Genomic DNA, 21,252 nt, shown 5'->3' with positions numbered 1-21,252 from the left:
CTGGACGGATGCTGGCTACTCTGCCGCCCGGGGCCACGCCCAGCCGGCCCGGAGGGTCCATGGAGCTGCATCAGTTCAGACATTCCGCCTTCTGCGAGAAGGTGCGGTTGCTCCTGGCCCGCAAGGGACTCGAGGCCACCATCATCGAGGTGACCCCCGGCCTTGGGCAGCTGGAGCTGTTCCGTCTCTCCGGGCAGCGGCAGGTGCCGGTGCTGGTGGATGGGGGCGAGGTGATCGCCGATTCCACGGCCATCGCCCTGCATCTGGAGGCCACCCACCCCGAGCCGCCCCTGCTGCCGGCCGATCCGGTCGCCCGCGCCCGGGTGCTGCTGCTGGAGGACTGGGCCGACACCGCCCTGGCCCGCGGCGCCCGTCTGGCCCTGCTCCAGGCCGCGGCCACCGATCCGGTGCTGCGCGCCGCCCTGTTGCCCGAGGCCACCCCCGCGCCCCTGCGGGATCTGGTGGGGGCCCTGCCCGGCGGCCTGCTCGGCTCCGCCACCGAGGCGATGCGCGACCTGCTCGGGCCCTGTGAGGTGCGCCAGCTGCACCGCAGCCTCGAGCAGCTCGCCCTTCTGGTCAGCGAGCGCCCCTACCTGGAGGGCGACGGGCTCACCCTGGCGGACATCGCCGTGGCGGCCCAGCTGTATCTGCTGAAGTTCCCGGCCTGCGCCGGCGCCCCCCTGGCGGGGCGCGGGGTGGAGGGCATCGCCGACAACCCGCTGCTGGAGCCCCTGTTCTCCTGGCGCGACCGGGTGCACGCCGCGGTGGGTCGGGGCTGAGGCCTTCCGCCGGCGCAGGGCCACCACCGGCCAGGATGGGGGCCGCCGTTGTTCTGGCCGTGTCCGATCCGCTGCTGCGGGAGCTCGACCACTACGTGGTGCTGGAGCCCGGCAAGGGCGAAAGCATCCTCAGCGCCGCCGAGACCCAGGACTGGCTGGCCGGCCACCTGGCGGCCCTGGCCGAGCCCCCGGCTGACCTGGCCGATCTGGCTGATCCCGAGGCCCGGGCCGGCCGGCTGCTGGACACCGCCTGCGAACTGGAACTGGCCCCGGGCTGCGCGATCCAGTGGTTCGCCGTACGGCTGGAGCCGCCGGCCTAACCGCTCCGGCGGCCCTCAGTTGAGCGAGGCGCGGGCCTGCCCGTCGGCGTCCTGGAGCCGGACGGGGTCGGCCGGAGGCCGGGAAGGGTCCCGCAGCACCGAGGGCAGGGCCTCGAGCACCTGGCGGGCCACCGCGGCGGGAGGCCCCCCGTGCTGGGTCACCGTCAGGTCGGCCTGGGCATAGAGGGGCCGGCGCCCGCGCAGCAGCGCCTCCAGCCGGGCGGCGGGATCGGGGGCATCGAGCAGCGGCCTGGGGGTGGGGTCGGCGGCCAGACGGCGCAGCAGCTCCTCCTCCGGGGCGTCGAGCCACACCACCAGCCCCTGGCGCATGTGACCCCAGTTCTCCGGCCGGGTCACCGCCCCGCCGCCGGTGGCCACCACCAGGGAATGCCAGCTGGCGATGCCGTTGAGCACGGCGGTCTCCAGGGTGCGGAAGGCGTCCTCCCCTTCGCTGGCGAAGATCTCGGCGATCGGCCGGCCGGCCACCTCTGTCAGGGCGGCATCGGCATCGATGAAGCGATAGCCGAGGGCTTCGGCCAGGGGGCGTCCCACGGCGCTCTTGCCGGCCCCCATCATCCCCACCAGGTAGATGTTGAGGCCATCGAGACGGCGGGCCAGGTCCCGGTGCGAGGGGCGGGGCAGGGCGTCATCGTCTGGGGCCATGGGTGTGCGGTCGGCGGCGGTCCGGACCCCGTTTCTAGGATGGGCGTTCCCTGGGCCTCGGCGATGACCGCAACCCGGTTGACCGCCCCTCCGGCGGCACCCTCCCCCACCACCGCCGCCCATGGGCGTGGCCGCCTCTGCGTGATCACCCGCCGGGCGACCTTCAGCGCCAGCCACCTCTACCGGCTGCCGGAACTGGATGACGCCGAGAACACGCGGCGCTTCGGCCGCTGCAGCCTGGCTCCGGGCCACGGCCACAACTACGAACTCACCGTGGCGATGGGCGGCCCGCTCGACGCCGACGGCATGGTGCTCAACCTCTCCGACGTCAAGCACGCCATCCGGCGGGAGGTGACCGAGCCGCTCGACTTCCGTTTCCTCAACGAGGTCTGGCCCGAGTTCGACCTCTCCCGCCCCGAGGGCCGGCTGCCCACCACCGAGGCCCTGCTGCTGGCGATCCGCCAGCGCCTGGCCCCCCATCTGCCCCTGGTGGCCCTGCGCCTCCACGAACACCCCAACCTCTGGGCCGACGTGCTCTGCGGTCCCACCATCGATCCCATGGAAGCCTTCCTCTCGATCCGCACCCACTTCGCCGCGGCCCACCGCCTGGCCCGCCCCGAGCTCAGCCAGGGCGAGAACGAGGCGATCTACGGCAAGTGCGCCCGCCCCCACGGCCACGGCCACAACTACCTGCTCGACGTCACCGTGCGGGGTCCGATCGATGCCCGCACCGGCATGGTCTGCGACCTCGCCCAGCTGCAGCGCCTCGTGGACGAGCTGGTGGTGGAGCCCTTCGACCACACCTTCCTGAACAAGGACGTGGCCCACTTCGCCGCGTGCGTTCCCACCGCGGAGAACATCGCCCTCCACATCGCCGACCTGCTCAGTGCCCCCATCGCCGCCACCGGCGCCCGGCTGCACAAGGTGCGTCTGCAGGAGAGTCCCAACAACGCCGCCGAGGTCTTCGCCGAGACCCCCCAGCTGGAGATGGTCCCCGCCGCCCTCGAAGCCCTCGCGGCCGTTTGAGTCCGGCGGCAACGGCCGAGCTGCGGCTTGTGCTGGCGGTCAGCCTCGACGGCCGCCTGGCACCCGCCGAAGGGGGGGCGGCCCAGCTGGGGGGCGCTGCTGATCGGCAGGTGCTGGAGGAGGCCCTGGCCTGGGCCGATGCGGCCCTGGTGGGCGCTGAGACCCTGCGGCGCCACGGCAGCACCTGCCTGATCCACAGCCCCGGCCTGCTGGCGGCCCGCCGCTGCCAGGGCCGCGCCGCCCAGCCGATCGCCATCGCCGTCAGCCGCAGCGGCCGGCTGCCCGCCGCGTTGCCCTTCTTTCGCCAGCCCCTGGAGCGCTGGCTGCTCCAGGCCGCCCCGGTGCCCTCTGAGGCCCCCGCCGAGGGCTTCGGGCGTCGCCTGCCCATGGAGAGCTGGCCCCAGGCCCTGGCGGCCCTGGCGGCCCTGGGTCAGAGGCGCATTGCCGTGCTCGGCGGGGCCCAGCTGGCGGCGGCCCTGGCGGCCGAGGACCTGCTCGATGAACTCCAGCTCACCGTCTGCCCCCGTCTGCTGGGCGGGCCCCATGGCTGGCTGCCGGCCGACGCCTGCGTGGCTCCGGGGGCCCGCACGGGCTGGCGGCTGGTGGAGCACCGGGCGCTGCCGGGGGAGGAGCTGCTGCTGCGCTGGCGGCGGCCCGGGGCTCAGGGCGTGACCTCCTGAAGGCCGTAGCTGCCGAAACGCCGGCCCAGTTCCCGCAGCGGCATGTCCCGCAGGCTGTCGGTGGGCAGGCCGAACATCCTGGCCAGACAGCGCTTGACCACCTCTTCGCTGTCATCGCCGAAGCGGCCGCTGACCATCTCGGTGAGCACCCCCAGGCTGCGGCCGCTGTTGTCGGTCTCCTCGATCAGGCACTTGCTGGTGGGCACCGCCAGCTTGCGACAGGGATCCTGCAGGCTCTTCTCCAGGTCGGCCCGGCCAGCCGAGACCGTCTCCACGCAGACCCTGGTCAGCTGGTTCTCCAGCTGGGGACGCAGCAGCATCAGCACCGGCCGCAGCAGTCCGGCCCGGGCGGGGGCCGCCGGCACCACCAGCGCCGCGGCGGCCGTCAGGAGCATCAGGATCCGCAGGGGCTTGGCCATGGCGGGGGAAGGACGCTCGGTCGCAGGGAATCAACCGTTAGTTTTGCTCCTGCCCCGTCCCCCCTGCGTTGCCAGCGGCCATGGCCGAGCTGCAAGTCCGCTGGCACCAGGCAACGCGCGAGATCCCGGAAGACCAGTGGCAGGCCCTGGTGGGCGGCGCCGGGGCCACGACCGCGGCGGTCGATCGCCCCTTCTACGGCTGGCGCTGGCTGCACCACCTGGAGGCCAGCGGCAGCATCGTGCCCCGCCAGGGCTGGCAGCCCTGTCACCTGGGGCTCTGGCGCGGCGGGTGGCTGGTGGCCCTGGCGCCCCTGTACCTGAAGGGCCACAGCTACGGGGAATTCGTCTTCGACCAGTCCTTCGCCCAGCTCGCCGGCCAGCTCGGGCTGCGCTACTACCCCAAGCTCGTCGGCATGAGCCCGGTGAGCCCGGTGCAGGGCTACCGGTTCCATGTGGCCCCCGGCGAGGATGGGGCGGCCCTCACCCGGCGGATGCTGGCCGAGATCGACGGCTTCTGCCGGCGCCAGGGGATCCTCAGCTGCAACTTCCTCTATGTGGATCCCGCCTGGCAGCCCCTGGCGGAGGCCGCCGGCTGCGCCCTGTGGATCAACCAGCAGAGCGAATGGCGCAACCCGGGCCATGCCGACTTCGAGGCCTATCTGGCCAGCTTCAACGCCAACCAGCGCCGCAACATCCGCCGCGAACGCCGTTCCGTGGCCGAGGCGGGGCTGACGGTCACGCCCCTGGCGGGGGAGGCGATCCCGCCGCGCCTGCTGGAGCGCATGCACCGGTTCTACGAGCAGCACTGCAGCCGCTGGGGGCCCTGGGGCAGCAAGTACCTCACCGAATCCTTCTTCCAGGCGGCCGCCACCGACCTGCGCCAGCACCTGGTGCTGTTCAGCGCCCATCGGGGCGATCCGATGCAGCCCCTGGCCATGTCGCTCTGCGTGCATGAGGCCCCCGGCCTCTGGGGCCGCTACTGGGGCAGCGACATCGAACTCGACAACCTGCACTTCGAGGTCTGCTACTACGCCCCGATCGCCTGGGCCATCGAGCGCGGCCTGGAGAGCTTCGATCCCGGGGCCGGCGGCAGCCACAAGCGGCGCCGGGGCTTCGTGGCCCAGCCCCGGGCCAGCCTGCACCGCTGGTACGACCCCCGCTTCGACGCCATCCTGCGGGACTGGCTGCCGGGCGCCAACCGGGAGATGCAGGCGGCGATCGCGGCGATGAACGCGGAGCTCCCCTTCACCGCTTCCTACGATCCCCCCCATGCACCCCGACCCGACCCCCCGCCAGAGCCTGGATGAGGCGCTTTCCCAGCGCTTCATCCACCTCGACGCGGCGGGCTATTTCCTGATCAAGGTGGATGCCGCCGCCGGTGAGCTGGTGGCCGAGCACTATGGCAACGGCATCGATGAACGGGGCCTGGCCACCGACCCCGACACCGGTGAGGTGCTCAGCTGCCGGGGCGGCGACCCGCGGGCCCCCCGGGCCGTGTATCGGGGCCGCAGTGCCAAGGAACTCGGCATCGCCCTGACCGAGGGGGACGGCCCCCATCCCCTGTCGCGGCTCGACCACGCCCTCTACCTGGGCCGGGAGCTCCAGAAGGCGGAGCAGTGCCTCGCGTCGGGCCTGCCCTACGTGCAGGACTAGGTCCAGCCCGCCCCGGAACCTGTTCAGCCGGCGGCGACCAGACGGCAGCGACCGTCCATCATCAGGACCCCCAGGCCGCCCCCCTTCTCCAGGGCGTGTTCCTCGAAGGTGAGGGCACGGCGGTCGATCGTGGTGTGGTGCTCCACGTCGTGGTGCTGATCCGGATGCAGCACCGTCGGGGGCTTCACCGCCGCGATGCCGGGGAGCTGCTGGCTGGTGGGGGCATGGCCCAAGGCCACCTCATCGCCGTCGTTGTCGGCGAGGTGGAAGTTGTTGGATTCCTTTTCCAGAAAGGTGATCCGGTCGCGGGAGCTCTTCACCGGCAGGGTCTGACCGTCGGCGAAGCGCACCCGGTCTTTCCCCCGGCCCACGTCGACGCGGAAGTCGATCCGCCCGGTGGGGTCGTCCCGGTGGCGGCAGAGTATCGACTGGGACCCCAGGGGATCCCAGCGGCTCAGGGCCAGGCCCAGCAGGCCGCATCCGGCCACCAGGGCCAGGGCCGTGGTTCGGGGGAACCGCCCGTTCGGCTCGGGGGTCTTCCGCGTCAATGGGTCACTGATGCAGTGGTCGGAACCTACTCCCGGGGACGGCCCTGACCTGGCCTAGGCCGGCTGGAGCTCCCGGGTGGTTTCGCGCGAACCCTCGGGCGGTTCCGGGGGCAGGGCGGCGAGCTGATCCTGGATCTCGCGGGTCACCACGCCCCGGTACTCCTGGAAGTGCTCGTTGTGGGCGAGGGTGACCAGGAACTGCTCCAGGTTGTTGGGGTTGCGGCGGGCGATGGTGAACAGGGAGCGCCAGAAGCGACCGCGGGTGTCGCGCTTCAGCCCCTGACGCCAGATCACGATCAGCAGGGCGCGCACATCGGTCCAGCTGGGCAGGCTTGCCTTGCCGAAGGCCGCAGCCTTCACGTACTGCTGCCAGCGGGGCTGGCCCATCTTCAGGTAGTAGTGCGTGACCCGGTCGATGTAGGCGTTCGGCTCGTAGAGGCGGCAGAAGGCGTCGACGTACTCGTTGGCGATCTGGCGGATCGGCCGGGTGGGCACAAAGTTGAGCAGGTTGGTCTGGTTGACGCCCTTGGCGTCGGTCTTCTCCTGGACCAGCCGGCCTTCCTTCTCGAGGCGGTGCCAGAGACCGGTGTTGGGCAGGGCCTGCAGCATCCCCATCATCGCGGCGGGGATGCCGGTGCGGCTGACGAACTCGACGATGCGATCGCCGGCACCGGGCTTCTCGCCGTCGAAGCCGATGATGAAGCCCGCCATCACCCGGATGCCGTAGGAGGTGATCCGGTCGACCGACTCCTCAAGGGAGCTGCGGGTGTTCTGCAGCTTGCGGGCCGTCTCGAGGCTGGCCTCATCGGGCGTCTCGATGCCGAGGAAGACGCTGTCGAAGCGGGCCTCGGCCATCATCAGCATCATCTCCTCATCGGAGGCGAGGTCCACGGAGGCCTCGGTGGCGAAGCTGAAGGGGTAGCCGTGGTCGATCTGCCAGCGCTTGATCTCCGGCAGCAGCAGCTTGGCGTTGCGCTTGTTGCCGATGAAGTTGTCGTCGACCAGGAAGATCGAGCGGCGCCAGCCGAGGTCGTACAGGTACTGGAGCTCCGCCACCAGCTGGTCGGGAGTCTTGGTGCGCGGTTTGCGCCCGTAGAGCACGATGATGTCGCAGAACTCGCACTGGAACGGGCAGCCGCGGGAGAACTGGACCGACATGGAGTCGTAGGCGTCCAGCTCGAGCAGGTCGAAGCGGGGGATGGGGGTGCCGGTGACGTCGGGCTTCTCCCCTTCGGCGCTGAACCGCCCCTGGCGCTCGCCGCGCTCGATCGCCTCGATGAACATCGGCAGGGTGATCTCCCCTTCGTCGAGCACCTTGAAATCGGCCAGCTGCAGCTCAGGGGCGTCGGGGGTGGAGCTGGCGAAGGGGCCGCCCACCGCCACCGGCAGGCCCCGCTGCTTGGCCTTGGCGATCTGGGCCGCCATATCGGCCTTCTGGACGATCATTCCGGAGATCACCACCAGTTCCGCCCAGTTCCACTCGGCCTCCGTCACTTCGCGGACGTTGCGGTCGACCAGCTTCATCTCCCAGGTCTGGGGCAGCAGGGCCGCCACGGTGACCATGCCGAGCGGGGGAAGGAGAACCTTGCGGTTCACCAGCTCGAGGATCTTTTCGTAGCTCCAGAACGTCTTCGGGAACTCGGGATAGATGAAGAGGGTGCGCATGCTGCAGGGGCTTGGTGGATGGTCCGGGGTGGATGGTCCGGTTTGGATCGTCCGTGGGCGTTTGCGCGGCTGCGGCAGGGGCTCGGGCTGGTTCCGCTGCGCCGCAACCCTAGGCGGTTTCGGTAGATGTCCCATGGTTTTACCCCCTTCTCCCCTGGCCTGGGGCCGGAAGGGGGCGGATCCTCTGCTGTAATGATGGCGTTCCTCGCAGCAGCGTCCGTGGGCGTGGTGATTTATCTGGCGCTCGTCGGTGGCGGGCTGACCGCCGCCTTCCTGGCCACCGTGGTGCTCAAGGGCGTCAGGCTGATCTGAGCCGCAGCGCTCCTTTCCGCCCCAGCTCCAGCATCCCCACCACCAGCCCCACGCCGCCGAGCAGGGCGAAGGTGGTCGTCAGCCCCACGGTCATCGCCAGGGCGGCGGCCATCAGCCCGCTCACGCCCCCGCCGCCGAGAAAGGCGATCTGCCCCAGACCGGCCATGCGGCCGCGAAGTTCCATCGGCGCCCCCACCTGCAGGATCAGGCTCGACCCGGCCAGCAGGCCTGCGGTGCCGGCGCCCAGCAGCAACGCCATCGCCACGGCGGCCGGCCCGCCCGAAACGGCGGCCATCCCCAGCTGGGCCAGGGCCACCGCCACGGCGCAGCCCCCCAGCAGCAGCGCCGGCCGTTCACTCAGGGCGCGACTGTTGCGTTGCAGCACCACCCCGCCGACGATGCTGCCGGCCGCGAGCACGCTGGTGAACAGGCCAAGGGCCTGTGGGGACGGCCCGATCACCTCGGCGGCGATCAGGGGCGCCAGGCCCGGATGGAAGAAGCCCACCAGGCAGGCCACGGTGGTGAAGCGCAGCACGTGGCGCAGGGTCGGCCCGCAGCCCCGCCAGGCGGCCCCGAGGCTGGCGCCGGCGCCTCCGGCGCTGCGCTGCTCCAGTTCCCGATGGGGCCGCAGCAGCCAGAGCACGGTGGCGATCGGCAGCAGGTAGGAGGCCGCGTCGATCGCCAGGGCCATGGCGGGGCCGGAGAGCGCCACCAGCCAGCCCCCCAGGGGAGGCCCCACCAGCTTGCCGACGTTGAACACCACCGAGAAGCTGGCCAGGTACGGGGCCACCTGCTCGGGCCGTTCCACCAGCAGCGAGCAGTATTTGCTGCGGGCCGTCAGCTCGAAGGAACTGGCGACGCCCACCACCAGGGTGCTCAGCAGCAGCAGCACCACCTGGGCCACCCCCTGGAGCAGGGGAATGGCCAGGGCCCCCAGGGCCGCCCCCGCGAACAGGCCCCACTGGGAGCGGATCAGCACCCGCTCGCAGCCCAGCCGATCGGTGAGCACCCCCGCCCGGCCGCTGACCACCAGGCTCGGCAGGGCCAGGGCGGCGAAGTGCAAGGCGAGCAGCAGCGGATTGCCGGTGCCGGCCATCAGGATCCACCCCTTGGCCGTCAGCCCGGCGAAGGAACCGGTGGTGCTCAGGCCGGAGGCGAGCAGGAACAGGGGGCGCTGGTGCCGCTGCAGCCAGCCGTCTCCACCGCCGGGACTCAAGCCCGGCTCCGCGTCGCCGCCAGGGCCTCGCTCACCATGGCGCCGGCCCCCACCACCTCGCCGCGCAGGTCATAGGTGTCGGCGGCCGTGATCCGCACCGGCACCATCGTGCCGGGAGCGGCGCACAGGCCGCCCTCGCCCGGGCTCACATGCACCTCCCCGTCCACATCGGGGGCGAAGCGGGCGCAGCGACCGAGCATCGCGCCGCTGGTGGGGTTGTCCTGCTCGATCAGCACGTCCACGATCCGGCCCACCCAGGCGCCATTGCGTTCGGCCGCGATCGGCTGCTGCAGGGCCATCAGCCGGTCCCGCCGCTCGCTGGCGACCTCGGCGGGCACGGGATCCGGCAGGTCGGCGGCGGCGGTGCCGTCCTCGGGGGAGAAGGTGAACACCCCAACGTGGTCGAAGCGCTGCTCGGCCACGAAGGCCAGCAGATGCTCGAAGTGCTCCTCGGTCTCGCCGGGGAAGCCCACGATGAAGGTGGTGCGCAGCACGGCGTCGGGCAGCAGGTCGCGGATGCGCTGCAGCAGGGCGCCGTTGACCCCGGTCTGCCAGGGGCGGTTCATGGCCCGCAGCACCTCCGGGTGGCTGTGCTGCAGGGGGAGATCCAGGTAGGGCAGCACGTTGGGGACGTCCCGGTAGGCCGCCAGGACGGGTTCGGTGAGGCCGGTGGGGTAGGCGTAGTGGACCCGGATCCAGGGGATCTCCACCTCCCCCAGGGCCCGCAGCAGGTCGTCGAGCCGGGGCCTGCCGTAGAGGTCCAGCCCGTAGTTGGTGGTGATCTGGCTGATCAGGATCAGCTCCTTCACCCCCTGCTCGGCCAGCTGGCGGGCCTCCGCCACGATCGATTCGATCGGGCGGGAGCGCTGGTCGCCCCGCAGTTTCGGGATGATGCAGAAGGCGCAGCGGTAGTCGCAGCCTTCGGCCACCTTCAGGTAGGCCACCGCCTCGGAGGTGGTGCGGTAGCGGGGCAGGTGCTCGTCGCCCACGAAGGTGGGGACCGCACTCACACGGTTGACCCGCTCCCCGGCCTCCACCCGCTCCAGCACCTCGACGATGTGCTGGTAGTCGCCGGTGCCGACGATGGCCCTGGCCTCGGGGAGGGAATCCAGAAGCTCCTGCTGGAAGTGCTGGGCCAGGCAGCCGGCGATGATCAGTTCCTTGCCTTGTTCCGCCAGCTCCACCAGGGTCCGCACCGATTCGGCGCGGGCGTCCTGGATGAAGCTGCACGTGTTGACCACCACCACGTTGGCGTCGCTCTCATCGGCGCTGACCCCGTAGCCCGCCTCGGCCAGCAGGCCGAGCATGTGCTCGGTGTCCACCCGGTTCTTCTCGCAACCCAGATGGGTGAAGGCCACGGTGGGCCGTTCTCGGCCGGGCTGGGGGGGCATGGTGCTGCGGGAGGAAGGGGGGACGGCCTGCGGCCTGCTGGGGCCGGGCCGGGGGGCAAACGCCGATGTCCACCCTATGCAAGTCCCCGCGGCTGCGAGAATCGCACCGTGATCCGTCGGTCCCCGTGACTTCCACTCGCCTCGCCAGTCGCCTCACGAGTCGCCGCCGCCCCGAGCCGGGTCGCCGCTGGGCGCGGGTGGTGATGGCCGTCCTGGCCACCATCGGCGTGATCGACACCGCCTCGATCACCCTCAACCGCTGGGGCGTGATCGGCGATCTCAGCTGCCCCGGTGGCGCCGACGGCTGCGACAAGGTCCTCAACAGCCCCTGGGGGACCGTCTTCGGCCAGCCCCTGTCCCTGTTCGGCTTACTGGCCTACGGCGCCGTGCTGGCGATGGCGGTGCTGCCGCTGCTGCTCAAGGGCGAGGCCCGCACCACCATCAACGGGCAGAGCTGGTGGGGCCTGTTCCTGCTCAGCGCCGGCATGGCGATCTTCAGCCTGGTGCTGGTGGGGGTGATGGCCTTCCAGATCAAGGCCTTCTGCACCTTCTGCCTGATGTCGGCCGCCATCAGCCTGACGCTGTTCGTGCTCAGCCTGATCGGCGGCGAATGGGAGGACACCGGCGCCCTGCTCTTCCGCGGCGTGCTCACGGTGCTGGCCGTCGGCCTGATCGGCCTCGGCTGGGCCACCTCCCTCAACCGGCCCGAGTCGGCCACGGGTCCGGGGATGCCGATCCCGGTCACCTCCGCCAGCACGCCTGCCACGATCGCCCTCGCCGACCACCTCACCGCCACCGGTGCGGTCATGTATTCGGCCTACTGGTGCCCCCACTGCCACGACCAGAAGCAGCTCTTCGGCAAGGAGGCCACCGCCAGGCTCAAGATCGTTGAATGCGCCCCCGACGGGCGCAACAGCCAGGCCGCCCTCTGCGCCAGCAAGAACATCCAGGGCTTCCCCACCTGGGAGATCAAGGGCCAGCTGGATTCCGGCCAGAAGACCCTCGCCCAGCTCGCCGCCCTGAGCGGCTACAAGGGCTCGATCGCCAACTGAGCCTGTCCCTTCACCCGTGCCCCACCGGGGTGGTGAAGGGGAGGCGTCCCCGCTGCTGCACCGTGTGGCGCCGCCAGAACGGCTGGGACGCCGGGGCATCGGTGCGGTGATGGCCGCCCCTGCTCTCCACCCGGAAGGCGGCCGCCTCCATCAGCAGCTCCGCCAGCACCAGCCGCTGGAGCAGGTCCTGCAGCAGCAGCAGGCGGCGGCCCTGCTCCGGCGTCAGCGCCAGTTCCTGGTCGTGGGGCAGGCCGTGGACCCGCCGCAGCAGGGGGGAGCGTTCATGGCCCGAGCGCTCGCTGCGCACCCGCCGCAGGGCGGTGATGAGATCGACACCGCGGCGCTCCACGCCGGCCACCTGCCAGCAGAGATGGCGCAGGTCGGCGATCGCCCCGATCAGGCTGGCCTCATCGGGCCCTGAGCGCGCTTCGGCCTCGCTCAGGGCCGGGGCGTCGCGGGGGGCGTCAAGGGGCTCAGGGGGAAGGGGCTGGGGCTGGAGATGGCGCAGCCGGCGGGCGAAGACGAGGCATTCCATCAGCGAGTTGCTGGCCAGCCGGTTGGCCCCGTGCACCCCGGTGCTGGCCACCTCCCCCACGGCGTAGAGACCCCTCAGGCTGGTGGCGGCCTCCAGGTCGGTGCCGATGCCGCCCATCCAGTAGTGGGCGGCCGGGGCCACCGGAATCGGGGCCTCGCCAGGGGCCAGCCCAAGCTCCCGGCAGCGGCGCAGGATGGTGGGGAACTGGCGTTCCAGCCGTTCCCGTCCCACCGGCCGCAGGTCGAGCCACAGGTGGGTGACCCCCTGCTCGGCCATGCAGCGGGCCAGGGCGCGGCTCACCTGGTCCCGCGGCGCCAGATCGCCCCCCTCCAGCCGGGCCACAGGGGAGCGGCCGGCGTCGTCGAACAACCGGGCTCCCTCGCCGCGCACCGCCTCGCTGATCAGGAAGTGGGGGGCGTCCGGCAGCATCAGCGCCGTGGGGTGGAACTGCACGAACTCCAGGTCCCGCACCAGGGCACCGGCGCTCCAGGCCATGGCGACGCCGTCGCCGCTGGCCTGGGCCGGGTTGGTGGTGTGGGCGAACAGATGGCCGCCGCCGCCGCTGGCCAGCACCACCGCACCGGCCCGCAGCCAGCGCAGCCGCTGGCCTTCGAGCACCTGCAGGCCGAGGCACTGGCCGTTCTCCACCCACAGCTGCAGGGCGGGGATGCCCTTGCGCTGCTCCAGGCCGGGCCGGCGCCGCACCTCCCGCTCCAGGGCATCCACCAGGGCGCCGCCGGTGCGGTCCTGGGCGTGCAGCACGCGGCGGTGGCTGTGGGCCGCCTCCAGGGTGGTGCTCAGGCCCTGGGGGGTGCGATCGAAGTCCATGCCCAGCTGCACGAGGCGCTCGACGCAGGCCGGCGCCTCCCGCACCAGCACCTCGACGGCGGCCGGATCGCAGAGACCGGCGCCGGCCTTGAGGGTGTCGGCGATGTGGCTGGCGAAGCTGTCGTCGGCTCCGGTCACCGCAGCGATGCCGCCCTGGGCCCAGCGGCTGGCGGAGGGGGGGGAGCTGGATTTGCTCAGCAGCAGCACCCGCAGCTGGGGGGGCAGCTCCAGGCAGGTCATCAGGCCGGCGGCGCCACTGCCGACCACCACCACGTCCCAGTGGGGTGCCATGGGCGCATCCGGCTCATCCAAGCGGCTGGTTCACCCCTTCGCACCGTGCCTTCTGCAGCCGAGCCTATGGGACCGACGGCGGCGGGCCGGCGGCCACAAAAAAACCGCCGTGGGAACGGCGGCTGGGAGGGGTCAGGGGAAGGACCGCCGGACCCTCAGCGATAGACGCCGTCGTTGATGCGATCGAAACCTTCATTGAGGGCGATCGCCGGGGGGGTGACGGTGAAGTTGTCCTTGTACTTGTTGAACAGCTCCCGCTGGCGGTCGGTCAGATCGAGCTGCAGCACGTCGTCGACGCTGTCGTAGGGGCCGCCCAGGACGATCTTGCCGGCCAGGGTGGGGTACATGCCGGGGTACTGCTGGAACCGTCGCACCGAAGCGTTGTTGAGATCCACCTTGCCGACGCTCTCGGCGAGCTTGTCGTCGATCTCGTTGCGGCGCTCCGCGGCGAAGGCGGCACCGGGCAGAAGCAGGGTCACGAGCAGACCGGCCAGGACCACACCACTCATCAACCAGGCAAGCAGCCGCTTCATCACGACACTCCTTAGGGGGATAGAACCAGGGGACCCTGGCAGGGCCAGGGCGGTGATCCGCAGACCACCCGTGCAACGTTACAGAAAGCCCCCAGGTCTCCCGGCGCCGGCGGCCCCGCTTTTGCAGTTCTTCAGATCAGCCCGCTGAGCTGGGGGGCCAGCAGGGCCGCCCCGAGAAAGAGGGCATCGACGGCGAGGGTGGTGCCCACGGCCGCGGCCGCCACCCGCCAGGGCCCTCCCAGTGACCAGAGGCGACGGCAGAGAAGCACCAGCAGGGCCGCCGCCAGGCCGACGAGGGCCAGGGGCCAGGGTTGCAGCACCTGCAGGGCGGCACCCTGGAGCAGAACGGGGGCGTTGCTCAGGGGCGCTTGCAGCACCCGGGGCCAGAGGTCCATGAGGCCGGCGGCCGCCATCACCCCATCGGTGCTGGCGGTGCCGAGTAGGGAGCCCAGGTAGAAGGCCCCCGCCAGTCGCCAGCGGCCACCGAGGCCCGCCACCGCCAGGGGCAGGGCGAAGGCCTCGAGCGGCAGATGCATCACCGGGTGGAGCCGGAACCAGCCCCAGAACAGGCAGCCCCCCAGCCAGCTGCCGCTGAAGCCCACCAGGACCACCCCCAGCGGCTGCCACAGCCCCTGGCCCCGGCGCTCCAGCAGCAGGGCGAGGCCCATCAGCGGCAGGGTGAACAGGGTCGCGGCCGTCGGTGCGGCGCGCACCCAGGGGGCCTGCAGGAACACGGGCACGGTGACCAGCAGGGCGGCGGCCAGGGGCAGGACCCAGCCGGCCGGGACGGCACCGAGCCGCAGGCCCGGCAGGACCTCGGAACGGGAGGTAAGGGTGGGCGGAACCCCGAGCACCTGGTTGTGAAGAAAGTTGTGCAACCTTAAGGGGGTGGAGGGGTGCTCCCGTGACCCGTCCGGCCATAGGGTCAGCCGCAGTATCGGCTTCCCCCATGCCGCTGGTCGCCACGGCCGCCGCCCTGCCCCTGGCCGAGGCCTGCTGGCACGCCTTCGTCCTTGGGGTCGTGCAGGGGCTGACGGAGTTCCTGCCGATCAGCAGCACGGCCCACCTCAAGGTGGTGCCGGTCCTGCTGGGCTGGGGCGATCCCGGGGTGGCCTTCACGGCCGTGATCCAGCTCGGCAGCATCGCCGCCGTGCTCGGCTACTTCCGCCGGGATCTGGCCGAGGTGAGCGCCGGGGTGGCCCGGGCCTTCCGCCATGGCCAGTGGAACGACCCGCCGGCCCGCCTGGGGGTGGCGATCGTGCTGGGCACCGTGCCGATCCTGCTGGCGGGCCTGGCCATCAAGGTGCTGCTGCCCGGCTACGAGACCTCCCCGCTGCGCAGCCTGACGTCGATCGCCATCGTCTCGATCGTGATGGCCCTGCTGCTGGCGGTGGCCGAGCTGGTGGGTCGCCGCCGCCGCCTGCTGGAGGCCGTCAGCCCCCGCGACGGCCTGCTGGTGGGGCTGGCCCAGGCCCTGGCCCTGATTCCCGGCGTCTCCCGCTCGGGCAGCACCCTGACGGCATCGCTGTTCGATGGCTGGCAGCGCGCCGACGCGGCGCGCTTCTCCTTCCTGCTGGGCATCCCCGCCATCACCCTGGCCGGGCTGGTGGAGCTCAGGGCGGCCTTCGGCTCGGTCGAGACCGGTGGCGTGATTCCGATGCTGGTGGGCATCGCCGCGGCGGCGGTGGTCTCCTGGCTGGCGATCGCCTGGCTGCTGCGCTTCCTGCAGCAGAACAGCACCTGGATCTTCGTGGCCTACCGGCTGCTGTTCGGCCTGGTGATCCTGCTGGGCTTCCGGGGGCTGGAGGGGGCCACCCCCTGAAGGGGCGGGGCCGTCACACTGGAGCCAACGTCCCCCTCGCCCCGCCGTCACCTCCCGTGTGGAAGGAGCCCTCCTCTGCCCTCGCCGGGCCCACCGTCCTTGCCGGGCCCGTCACCCAGCCCCGGCCTGCCGTGGTGGCCACGGTGGAGCCGGGTTCGATCGCCGAGGAGCTGGGCTTCCAGCCCGGTGATCGCCTGCGCAGCATCAACGGCATCCGCCCGCGGGACCTGATCGACGTCCAGGTGCTGCAGGGGGAGGAGGAGCTGGTGCTCGAAGTGGAGGACCCGGACGGCACCCTGCACGTGGTGGAGCTGGAGAAGGACCTGGACGAGGGGCTGGGGCTGGGCTTCAGCGAGGCCCTGTTCGACGGCCTGCGCCAGTGCAACAACCAGTGCCCCTTCTGCTTCATCGACCAGCAGCCGCCGGGGCGCCGGGACAGCCTGTACCTCAAGGACGACGACTACCGGCTCAGCTTCCTCTACGGCTCCTACCTCACCCTCACCAACCTCACGGCCGCCGACTGGAGCCGGATCGAGGAGCAGCGCCTCTCGCCCCTGTTCGTGTCGGTCCATGCCACCGATCCGGAACTGCGCAGCCGTCTGCTGGTCAACCCCCGGGCCGCCCTGCTGCTGGAGCAGCTGGCCTGGTTCGCCGAGCGTCGGCTCCAGATCCACGCCCAGGTGGTGGTGTGTCCGGGGCTGAACGACGGCGAGGCCCTGGAGCGCACCCTCACCGACCTGGCCCGGTTCGCCACCGGACCCTGGCCCGCCGTGCTCTCCACCGCCGTGGTGCCGGTGGGTCTGACGCGCTTCCGCCCGGCCGGCGATGCCCTCCGGCCGGTCGATCGGGAGGTGGCCCGCGAGGTGATCGCCCGGGTCGAGCGCCTGCAGCCCGCCTTCCAGGCCAGCACCGGCAGCCGCTTCGCCTGGCTCTCCGATGAGTGGTTCCTGATCGCCGGCCGGCCCCTGCCGCCGCGGGCCAGCTACGAGGATCTGCCCCAGCAGGAGAACGGGGTCGGCAGCATCCGCGCCTTCCTGGAGGATCTGGAGGGGGCCACCCGGCACCTGCCCGCCCGGATCGCCACCCCGCGCCGCTGCAGCTGGGTGGTCGGTCGCCTCGTCGCCGAGGCCCTGCAGCCGGTGGTGGAGCGCCTCAACCGCGTCGAGGGGCTGGAGCTGATCCTCCATGGCCTGCCCAGCCCCTACTGGGGCCAGGAGCAGGTGGTCACGGGGCTGCTCACCGGTGCCGACCTGATCGAGGGCCTCCGCGGCCGGGACCTGGGCCAGGAACTGCTGCTGCCGCGGGTGATGCTGCGGGAGGGGGAAGAGGTGTTTCTCGACGACAGCACCCTCGCCGACCTGCGCCGCCAGCTGCCTGTGCCGGTTCGCTTGCTGGGGGGTGCGGACGATCTGGTGGCCGCCTGCCTCGGCACCCCACGGGGAGATGCTTAAGCTCTGGCTGAAGCGAACGGTCCAACGTGAGGCGCCAACCACTCCTGCTTGCGGCACTGGTGGTGCTCCCGTCGTTCGGCCTCCAGGCGCCGCCGCTGCGGGCCGAGTCCGCGCCAGCCCCCGCCGCCCCGAGCCTTCCGGCCCCCCCGGCCCTGCCGCTGGCCCCCGAGGTCAAGGGTCCCAGGCCCAAGTCCAACCCCACCGTGCTGGCGCCGGCCGCCAAGGAACTGCCTCCGGGTCTGCAGGATCTGGTGGCCCCCAACCCGCTGGCCCTGCCGGTCAAGCCGTCCCAGGTGCGCATCCGCGAGCTGCGTCCCCTGGGCCTGGCCGATGTGGAAACCCTGGTCGAGGTCAACAACCCCGAGCTCAAGGCGATCGCCAGCCAGGTGGAGCAGGCCCAGTCGGCCCTGCGGGCCCAGATCGCCCTCTGGTACCCCACGATCCAGCTCAACGCCAACAGCCTGCCCACCTACACCGGCGGCCAGCAGTTCAGCAGCGCCTTCACCGGCACCGGCCAGCAGCCCGGCAACACGATCACCAGCATCTGGCGGATGTCGGCGGTGCTCCAGGCCAGCTGGGCCCTGATCAACCCCACCCGCACGCCGCAGATCGCCGCCGCCCGCGACCGCTTCGAGCAGGCCAAGAACCAGTACCTGATCGGCCTGCGGGCGCGGCGCCTGGAGGCGGCCGAAGCCTTCTTCGATCTCCAGGTCTCTGACGAAACGGTCCGCATCGGCCAGGAGTCGGTGCGCTCCTCCCTGGTGAGCCTGCGGGACGCCAAGGCCCGGTTCCAGGCAGGTGTGGCCACCAAGCTGGAGGTGCTGGAGGCCGAAACCCAGCTGGCCCGCGACCAGCAGGTGCTCACCCAGGGTCTGTCCGACCAGGCCATCGCCCGCCGTGCCCTGGCCGCCCTGCTCGACCTGCCCCAGGACGTCACCCCCACCTCCAAGGAGCCCTCGCGGGTGGTGGGCTCCTGGCTGCCGTCGCTGCAGGAGAGCATCATCGCCGCCTACGCCTTCCGCGAGGAGCTCGACAACGTCCTGCTCAACATCTCGATCGCCAACAGCGAGGCCAATGCGGCCCTGGGCGCGGCCCAGCCCTTCCTGAACATCGCCTACAGCCTCACCGGCGGTCGCACCAGGGGCGTGCAGTTCGCCAACCGCAGCACCCCGGGGGTCAACTTCGGCAACGAGGGCTGGTCGGTGGAGAACACGGTGGGCCTCAACCTCAGCTGGACCCTCTTCGATGGCGGTGCCGCCCGGGCCAACTACCGCCGCCAGAAGCAGGTGGCCCAGGAGAACTCCTTCCAGTTCGCCCAGCAGCGGGATGCGATCCGCCAGCAGGTGGAAACGAACTTCTACGAACTCGAGAAGAACAACCGCAACATCACCACCACCTCCCGCGAGGTGATCTCCACCCGGGAATCCCTGCGGCTGGCCCGCCTGCGCTTCCAGGCCGGCGTCACCACCCAGCGGGAAGTGGTCGACACCCAGCGCGACCTCACCCAGGCCGAGGTGCGCTGGTCGACGGCCATCTCCGACTACAACAAGGCCCTGGCCCGGCTGCGGCGCTTCACCGGCCTCGACCAGGTCGGCCTCTGCCAGCGCCAGGCCCTGCCGGCCACCAGCCCGAGGGCGGCCGGCACCGCCGAGATCCCCGTGGAGCCCCAGCCCCTGATCCCGGCCTGCCGGGCCGGCAGCCCCACCGGATCCGAGGCGATGCCGCCGGGGTCCTGACGCCCGTTGTCATCCCCCCTCCGCCCCGGCCTGACCCTTCCCGCCACCGTGCGCCTGGGTCTTTTCCAGGGTTGCCTGGGCTGCCTGGCCGTGATCTTTTCCGGTCTGCTCAACCGGATCATGCTCAGTGAGCTGGGCTTCCCCGGACTGCTGGTGGGCGGGGCCCTGGCCTTCGAGCAGTTCGTGGCCCCCTCCCGGGTGCTGTTCGGCCAGATCTCCGATGCCCACCCCCTGGCCTCCCGCCACCGGGTCCCCTACGTACTGCTCGGCACGGCGGCCTTCTGTCTGTTGGCCGTGCTGTCGGTGCCGCTGATCTTCCAGGTGGGGCGCCTGCTGCAGGACGGCAGCCAGCCCGGCCTCGCCCTCGGGATCGCCGCCCTCTGCGGCCTGTTCGCCCTTTACGGCCTGGCGGTCTCCCTGGCCACCACCCCCTACCTGGCCCTGGTGATCGACCGCACCAGCGAACAGGAGCGGCCCCGGGCGGTGAGCATCATCTGGTGCATGCTCACGGTCGGCATCGTCATCGGCGCCGTGGCCATCGGCGTCAGCCTGCGCTCCCTGGACGGGGTGAGCGATCCGGTGGTGCTCGAGGCGACCCTCTCCCGCTTCATGGCGTCCGTGGCTGGTGTGGTGATGCTGCTCACGGTGGTCGCCACCTGGGGCATGGAGTCCCCCCTGCGGGAACGCAGCGACGGGACGGTGGTGCCGCGGGAGGATGCCATCGGCCTGCGCCAGTCCTGGACCCTGATCACCTCCAGCCGCCAGGTGCTGATCTTCTTCTCCTTCCTGATCCTGTTCACCCTGGCCCTGTTCCTGCAGGACCCGGTGCTCGAGAGCTACGGCGCCCAGGTGTTCGCCATGCCGATCGCCGCCACCGCCCAGCTCAACGCCTTCTGGGGGGTCGGCACCCTGGTGGGCCTGCTGGTTGCGGGACTCTGGGTGGTACCCCGGCTCGGGAAGATGGCCACCGCCCGCCTCGGCTGCCAGCTGATCGCCCTGTCCCTGCTGCTGCTGCTGCTGGCGGGCCTGTCGGCCCGGATCCCCTTCCTGCAGGCCGTGATGGTGCTGTTCGGGCTGGCGGCCGGCATCGGCACCAACAGCGCCCTCTGCCTGATGCTCGATCTCACCCTGCCCCAGGCCGCCGGCACCTTCGTCGGCGTCTGGGGCCTGGCCCAGGCCCTCTCGCGGGCGATCGGCAAGCTCCTCGGCGGCGGCCTGTACGACGTCGGCCGGTCCCTGCCGCTGGGGGATGGGCCCTACGGACCCTTCGCCCTGGTGCTGGGCGTCGAGCTGCTGGTGGCCCTGGCGGCCCTGCTGCTGCTCGGGTATGTCAACGTGCGCCAGTTCCGGGAGGACACCTCCCGCAGCCTCAGCCAGGTTCTGGAGATGGAAATGGGATGAAGGACCCCACCCCGCACCCCCTCGATTCCCGCCTGGAGTCCCTGCTCGACCGGGTCGCCGAGCGCCAGCGGGCTGATTTCGGCCACAGCCAGCCGGATCTGAAGGCGGATGGGTCCTTCATCACGGCCTGTGACCGCTGGAGCGACGCCACCCTTGTGGAGGGACTGGCCGAGCTGTTCCCCGGCGAGGGGGTCCTGAGTGAGGAGGGCCGCCAGCAGGTGCCCGCCACGCCGGCCTACTGGGTGGTGGATCCCCTCGATGGCACCACCAACTTCGCCGCCGGCATCCCCTACTGGGCGATTTCCATGGCCCGCTTCGAGGCCGGCGTGCCGGTGCTGGCCATTCTCGATGTGCCGCCGCTGCGTCAGCGGATCGTCGCCATCCGGGGGCAAGGGGCCTGGCGCAATGGCAAGCCCATTCCGCCGCCCGCCCTGCAGCTCCACAACGCCGGTTGCGCGTCGCTCTGCAGCCGCTCGATCCGGGTGCTCCAGAAGCTGCCCCACCGCCCGTTTCCCGGCAAGATCCGGCTGCTGGGCGTCGCCAGCCTCAATCTGGTGTCGGTGGCCATGGGCCAGACCATGGCCGCCCTGGAGGCCACCCCGAAGATCTGGGACCTGGCGGCCGCCTGGCTGGTGCTCGAGGAGCTGGGCTGTCCCCTGCGCTGGCTGGGGGCGAGCCCCCAGGGGCTGCAGCCGGGCCAGGACCTGGCCCTGACGGACTTCCCGGTGCTGGTGGCCAACCGGCAGGAGACGCTGGAACGGTTCATGCCGTGGGCGGAGGCCCTGGAGAGCCAGGGGGCCACGAAGCACGTGCTATGATTTTGGACTGCGCCCCAGAGAGCGAGAGCTCGAGCGGGGAGCAGGCTTACGGGATCGAGAGGCGCGAGCCGACGGTGTTGTAAGTTTTCTGAGTCGCCGGGAGGCGACGCGCC

22 protein-coding genes are annotated in these 21,252 nt (G+C 71.6%); 13 read left to right on the top strand and 9 right to left on the bottom strand.

What is annotated here, in order from left to right:
* Positions 1-59: 59 nt before the first annotated feature.
* On the top strand, positions 60-779 hold the full coding sequence (locus L107_RS00145) for a glutathione S-transferase family protein (RefSeq protein ID WP_159815891.1): 720 nt from the start codon (positions 60-62) through the stop codon (positions 777-779).
* 59 nt (positions 780-838) lie between these two features.
* Positions 839-1,099, top strand: coding sequence for a chlororespiratory reduction protein 7 (locus tag L107_RS00140; RefSeq protein WP_159815900.1), 261 nt, complete (start codon positions 839-841; stop codon positions 1,097-1,099).
* A 15-nt stretch (positions 1,100-1,114) separates the two neighbouring features.
* Here the strand turns inward: L107_RS00140 and L107_RS00135 are convergent, their stop codons facing one another.
* Positions 1,115-1,762: a shikimate kinase gene (locus tag L107_RS00135; RefSeq protein ID WP_159815890.1), complete on the bottom strand. Its 648-nt coding sequence runs from the start codon at positions 1,760-1,762 to the stop codon at positions 1,115-1,117.
* 63 nt (positions 1,763-1,825) lie between these two features.
* On the opposite strand from L107_RS00135, the gene L107_RS00130 reads away from it, so the two are divergent.
* Both L107_RS00130 and L107_RS00125 read left to right on the top strand, forming a co-directional pair.
* Positions 1,826-2,788 carry a 6-carboxytetrahydropterin synthase gene (locus L107_RS00130; RefSeq protein WP_159815889.1) on the top strand — a complete coding sequence of 321 codons (963 nt, stop codon included), beginning with the start codon at positions 1,826-1,828 and terminating at the stop codon, positions 2,786-2,788.
* Positions 2,785-3,468: a dihydrofolate reductase family protein gene (locus tag L107_RS00125; RefSeq protein ID WP_159815888.1), complete on the top strand. Its 684-nt coding sequence runs from the start codon at positions 2,785-2,787 to the stop codon at positions 3,466-3,468. Before L107_RS00130 ends, L107_RS00125 begins: the two co-directional genes overlap by 4 nt.
* On the opposite strand, the gene L107_RS00120 is transcribed toward L107_RS00125, so the two are convergent.
* Complete coding sequence (locus L107_RS00120) at positions 3,450-3,887, bottom strand: hypothetical protein (RefSeq protein WP_159815887.1); 438 nt, start codon at positions 3,885-3,887, stop codon at positions 3,450-3,452. The two genes, L107_RS00125 and L107_RS00120, sit on opposite strands and share 19 nt — an antisense overlap.
* Positions 3,888-3,967: 80 nt before the next feature.
* Here L107_RS00120 and L107_RS00115 point away from each other — a divergent pair, with 80 nt between their 5' ends.
* Entirely contained in the window at positions 3,968-5,194 is a 1,227-nt protein-coding gene (locus tag L107_RS00115; RefSeq protein ID WP_159815886.1) for a GNAT family N-acetyltransferase, read from the top strand.
* A complete protein-coding gene (locus L107_RS00110) occupies positions 5,157-5,540 on the top strand; it encodes a DUF4346 domain-containing protein (protein WP_159815885.1) in 384 nt (127 codons plus the stop codon). Before L107_RS00115 ends, L107_RS00110 begins: the two co-directional genes overlap by 38 nt.
* A gap of 23 nt (positions 5,541-5,563) precedes the next feature.
* Here the strand turns inward: L107_RS00110 and L107_RS00105 are convergent, their stop codons facing one another.
* Both L107_RS00105 and L107_RS00100 read right to left on the bottom strand, forming a co-directional pair.
* Positions 5,564-6,088, bottom strand: coding sequence for a hypothetical protein (locus L107_RS00105; protein ID WP_159815884.1), 525 nt, complete (start codon positions 6,086-6,088; stop codon positions 5,564-5,566).
* Between the two features lie 54 nt (positions 6,089-6,142).
* Entirely contained in the window at positions 6,143-7,753 is a 1,611-nt protein-coding gene (locus tag L107_RS00100) for a B12-binding domain-containing radical SAM protein (RefSeq protein ID WP_106223003.1), read from the bottom strand.
* A gap of 195 nt (positions 7,754-7,948) precedes the next feature.
* Here L107_RS00100 and L107_RS00095 point away from each other — a divergent pair, with 195 nt between their 5' ends.
* On the top strand, positions 7,949-8,065 hold the full coding sequence (locus L107_RS00095) for a cytochrome b6-f complex subunit 6 (RefSeq protein ID WP_201295751.1): 117 nt from the start codon (positions 7,949-7,951) through the stop codon (positions 8,063-8,065).
* Here the strand turns inward: L107_RS00095 and L107_RS00090 are convergent.
* Both L107_RS00090 and rimO read right to left on the bottom strand, forming a co-directional pair.
* On the bottom strand, positions 8,052-9,281 hold the full coding sequence (locus L107_RS00090) for an MFS transporter (RefSeq protein ID WP_159815883.1): 1,230 nt from the start codon (positions 9,279-9,281) through the stop codon (positions 8,052-8,054). The two genes, L107_RS00095 and L107_RS00090, sit on opposite strands and share 14 nt — an antisense overlap.
* Positions 9,278-10,672: a 30S ribosomal protein S12 methylthiotransferase RimO gene (gene rimO, locus L107_RS00085; RefSeq protein ID WP_159815882.1), complete on the bottom strand. Its 1,395-nt coding sequence runs from the start codon at positions 10,670-10,672 to the stop codon at positions 9,278-9,280. Before rimO ends, L107_RS00090 begins: the two co-directional genes overlap by 4 nt.
* A gap of 125 nt (positions 10,673-10,797) precedes the next feature.
* Here rimO and L107_RS00080 point away from each other — a divergent pair, with 125 nt between their 5' ends.
* Positions 10,798-11,724 carry a vitamin K epoxide reductase family protein gene (locus L107_RS00080; protein WP_159815881.1) on the top strand — a complete coding sequence of 309 codons (927 nt, stop codon included), beginning with the start codon at positions 10,798-10,800 and terminating at the stop codon, positions 11,722-11,724.
* A gap of 10 nt (positions 11,725-11,734) precedes the next feature.
* Here L107_RS00080 and nadB read toward each other — a convergent pair whose 3' ends face one another.
* The 3 genes from nadB to L107_RS00065 form a co-directional block, all read right to left on the bottom strand.
* The gene (nadB, locus tag L107_RS00075; protein WP_159815880.1) at positions 11,735-13,378 is read right to left on the bottom strand and encodes an L-aspartate oxidase; all 1,644 of its coding nucleotides are present in this window, start codon (positions 13,376-13,378) and stop codon (positions 11,735-11,737) included.
* 155 nt (positions 13,379-13,533) lie between these two features.
* Entirely contained in the window at positions 13,534-13,911 is a 378-nt protein-coding gene (gene psbU, locus L107_RS00070) for a photosystem II complex extrinsic protein PsbU (protein WP_159815879.1), read from the bottom strand.
* A 131-nt stretch (positions 13,912-14,042) separates the two neighbouring features.
* Entirely contained in the window at positions 14,043-14,789 is a 747-nt protein-coding gene (locus L107_RS00065; protein WP_159815878.1) for a DUF3120 domain-containing protein, read from the bottom strand.
* Between the two features lie 71 nt (positions 14,790-14,860).
* Between L107_RS00065 and L107_RS00060 the strand changes: the two genes are divergently transcribed.
* From L107_RS00060 to L107_RS00040, 5 genes are read left to right on the top strand one after another with little or no spacing between them, the layout of a single operon-like run.
* Complete coding sequence (locus tag L107_RS00060) at positions 14,861-15,733, top strand: undecaprenyl-diphosphate phosphatase (RefSeq protein ID WP_159815877.1); 873 nt, start codon at positions 14,861-14,863, stop codon at positions 15,731-15,733.
* A 56-nt stretch (positions 15,734-15,789) separates the two neighbouring features.
* Positions 15,790-17,184, top strand: a complete 1,395-nt coding sequence (locus L107_RS00055; protein WP_159815876.1) for a TIGR03279 family radical SAM protein — start codon at positions 15,790-15,792, stop codon at positions 17,182-17,184.
* Between the two features lie 59 nt (positions 17,185-17,243).
* Positions 17,244-18,920 carry a TolC family protein gene (locus L107_RS00050; protein ID WP_159815875.1) on the top strand — a complete coding sequence of 559 codons (1,677 nt, stop codon included), beginning with the start codon at positions 17,244-17,246 and terminating at the stop codon, positions 18,918-18,920.
* A 6-nt stretch (positions 18,921-18,926) separates the two neighbouring features.
* The gene (locus L107_RS00045; protein WP_159815874.1) at positions 18,927-20,321 is read left to right on the top strand and encodes a BCD family MFS transporter; all 1,395 of its coding nucleotides are present in this window, start codon (positions 18,927-18,929) and stop codon (positions 20,319-20,321) included.
* Complete coding sequence (locus L107_RS00040; RefSeq protein ID WP_159815873.1) at positions 20,318-21,139, top strand: inositol monophosphatase family protein; 822 nt, start codon at positions 20,318-20,320, stop codon at positions 21,137-21,139. The genes L107_RS00045 and L107_RS00040 overlap by 4 nt, the downstream gene beginning before the upstream one ends.
* Positions 21,140-21,252: the final 113 nt, after the last annotated feature.

The sequence above is a fragment of the Cyanobium sp. Copco_Reservoir_LC18 genome, from assembly GCF_009834675.1.
In the GTDB taxonomy this organism is placed as follows: domain Bacteria; phylum Cyanobacteriota; class Cyanobacteriia; order PCC-6307; family Cyanobiaceae; genus Cyanobium; species Cyanobium minutissimum.
The sequence above is the reverse complement of the archived record's forward strand: the minus strand, read 5'-3'. Positions and strand labels throughout refer to the sequence as shown.

Bases quoted from the DNA above. Each gene is read 5' to 3' on its own strand.
- L107_RS00110 (WP_159815885.1), top strand. From the start codon at position 5,157: ATGCACCCCGACCCGACCCCCCGCCAGAGCCTGGATGAGGCGCTTTCC.
- L107_RS00120 (WP_159815887.1), bottom strand. From the start codon at position 3,887: ATGGCCAAGCCCCTGCGGATCCTGATGCTCCTGACGGCCGCCGCGGCG.
- L107_RS00100 (WP_106223003.1), bottom strand. From the start codon at position 7,753: ATGCGCACCCTCTTCATCTATCCCGAGTTCCCGAAGACGTTCTGGAGC.
- L107_RS00095 (WP_201295751.1), top strand. From the start codon at position 7,949: ATGGCGTTCCTCGCAGCAGCGTCCGTGGGCGTGGTGATTTATCTGGCG.
- nadB (WP_159815880.1), bottom strand. From the start codon at position 13,378: ATGGCACCCCACTGGGACGTGGTGGTGGTCGGCAGTGGCGCCGCCGGC.
- L107_RS00145 (WP_159815891.1), top strand. From the start codon at position 60: ATGGAGCTGCATCAGTTCAGACATTCCGCCTTCTGCGAGAAGGTGCGG.
- L107_RS00115 (WP_159815886.1), top strand. From the start codon at position 3,968: ATGGCCGAGCTGCAAGTCCGCTGGCACCAGGCAACGCGCGAGATCCCG.
- L107_RS00060 (WP_159815877.1), top strand. From the start codon at position 14,861: ATGCCGCTGGTCGCCACGGCCGCCGCCCTGCCCCTGGCCGAGGCCTGC.
- psbU (WP_159815879.1), bottom strand. From the start codon at position 13,911: ATGAAGCGGCTGCTTGCCTGGTTGATGAGTGGTGTGGTCCTGGCCGGT.
- L107_RS00130 (WP_159815889.1), top strand. From the start codon at position 1,826: ATGACCGCAACCCGGTTGACCGCCCCTCCGGCGGCACCCTCCCCCACC.
- L107_RS00135 (WP_159815890.1), bottom strand. From the start codon at position 1,762: ATGGCCCCAGACGATGACGCCCTGCCCCGCCCCTCGCACCGGGACCTG.
- L107_RS00040 (WP_159815873.1), top strand. From the start codon at position 20,318: ATGAAGGACCCCACCCCGCACCCCCTCGATTCCCGCCTGGAGTCCCTG.
- rimO (WP_159815882.1), bottom strand. From the start codon at position 10,672: ATGCCCCCCCAGCCCGGCCGAGAACGGCCCACCGTGGCCTTCACCCAT.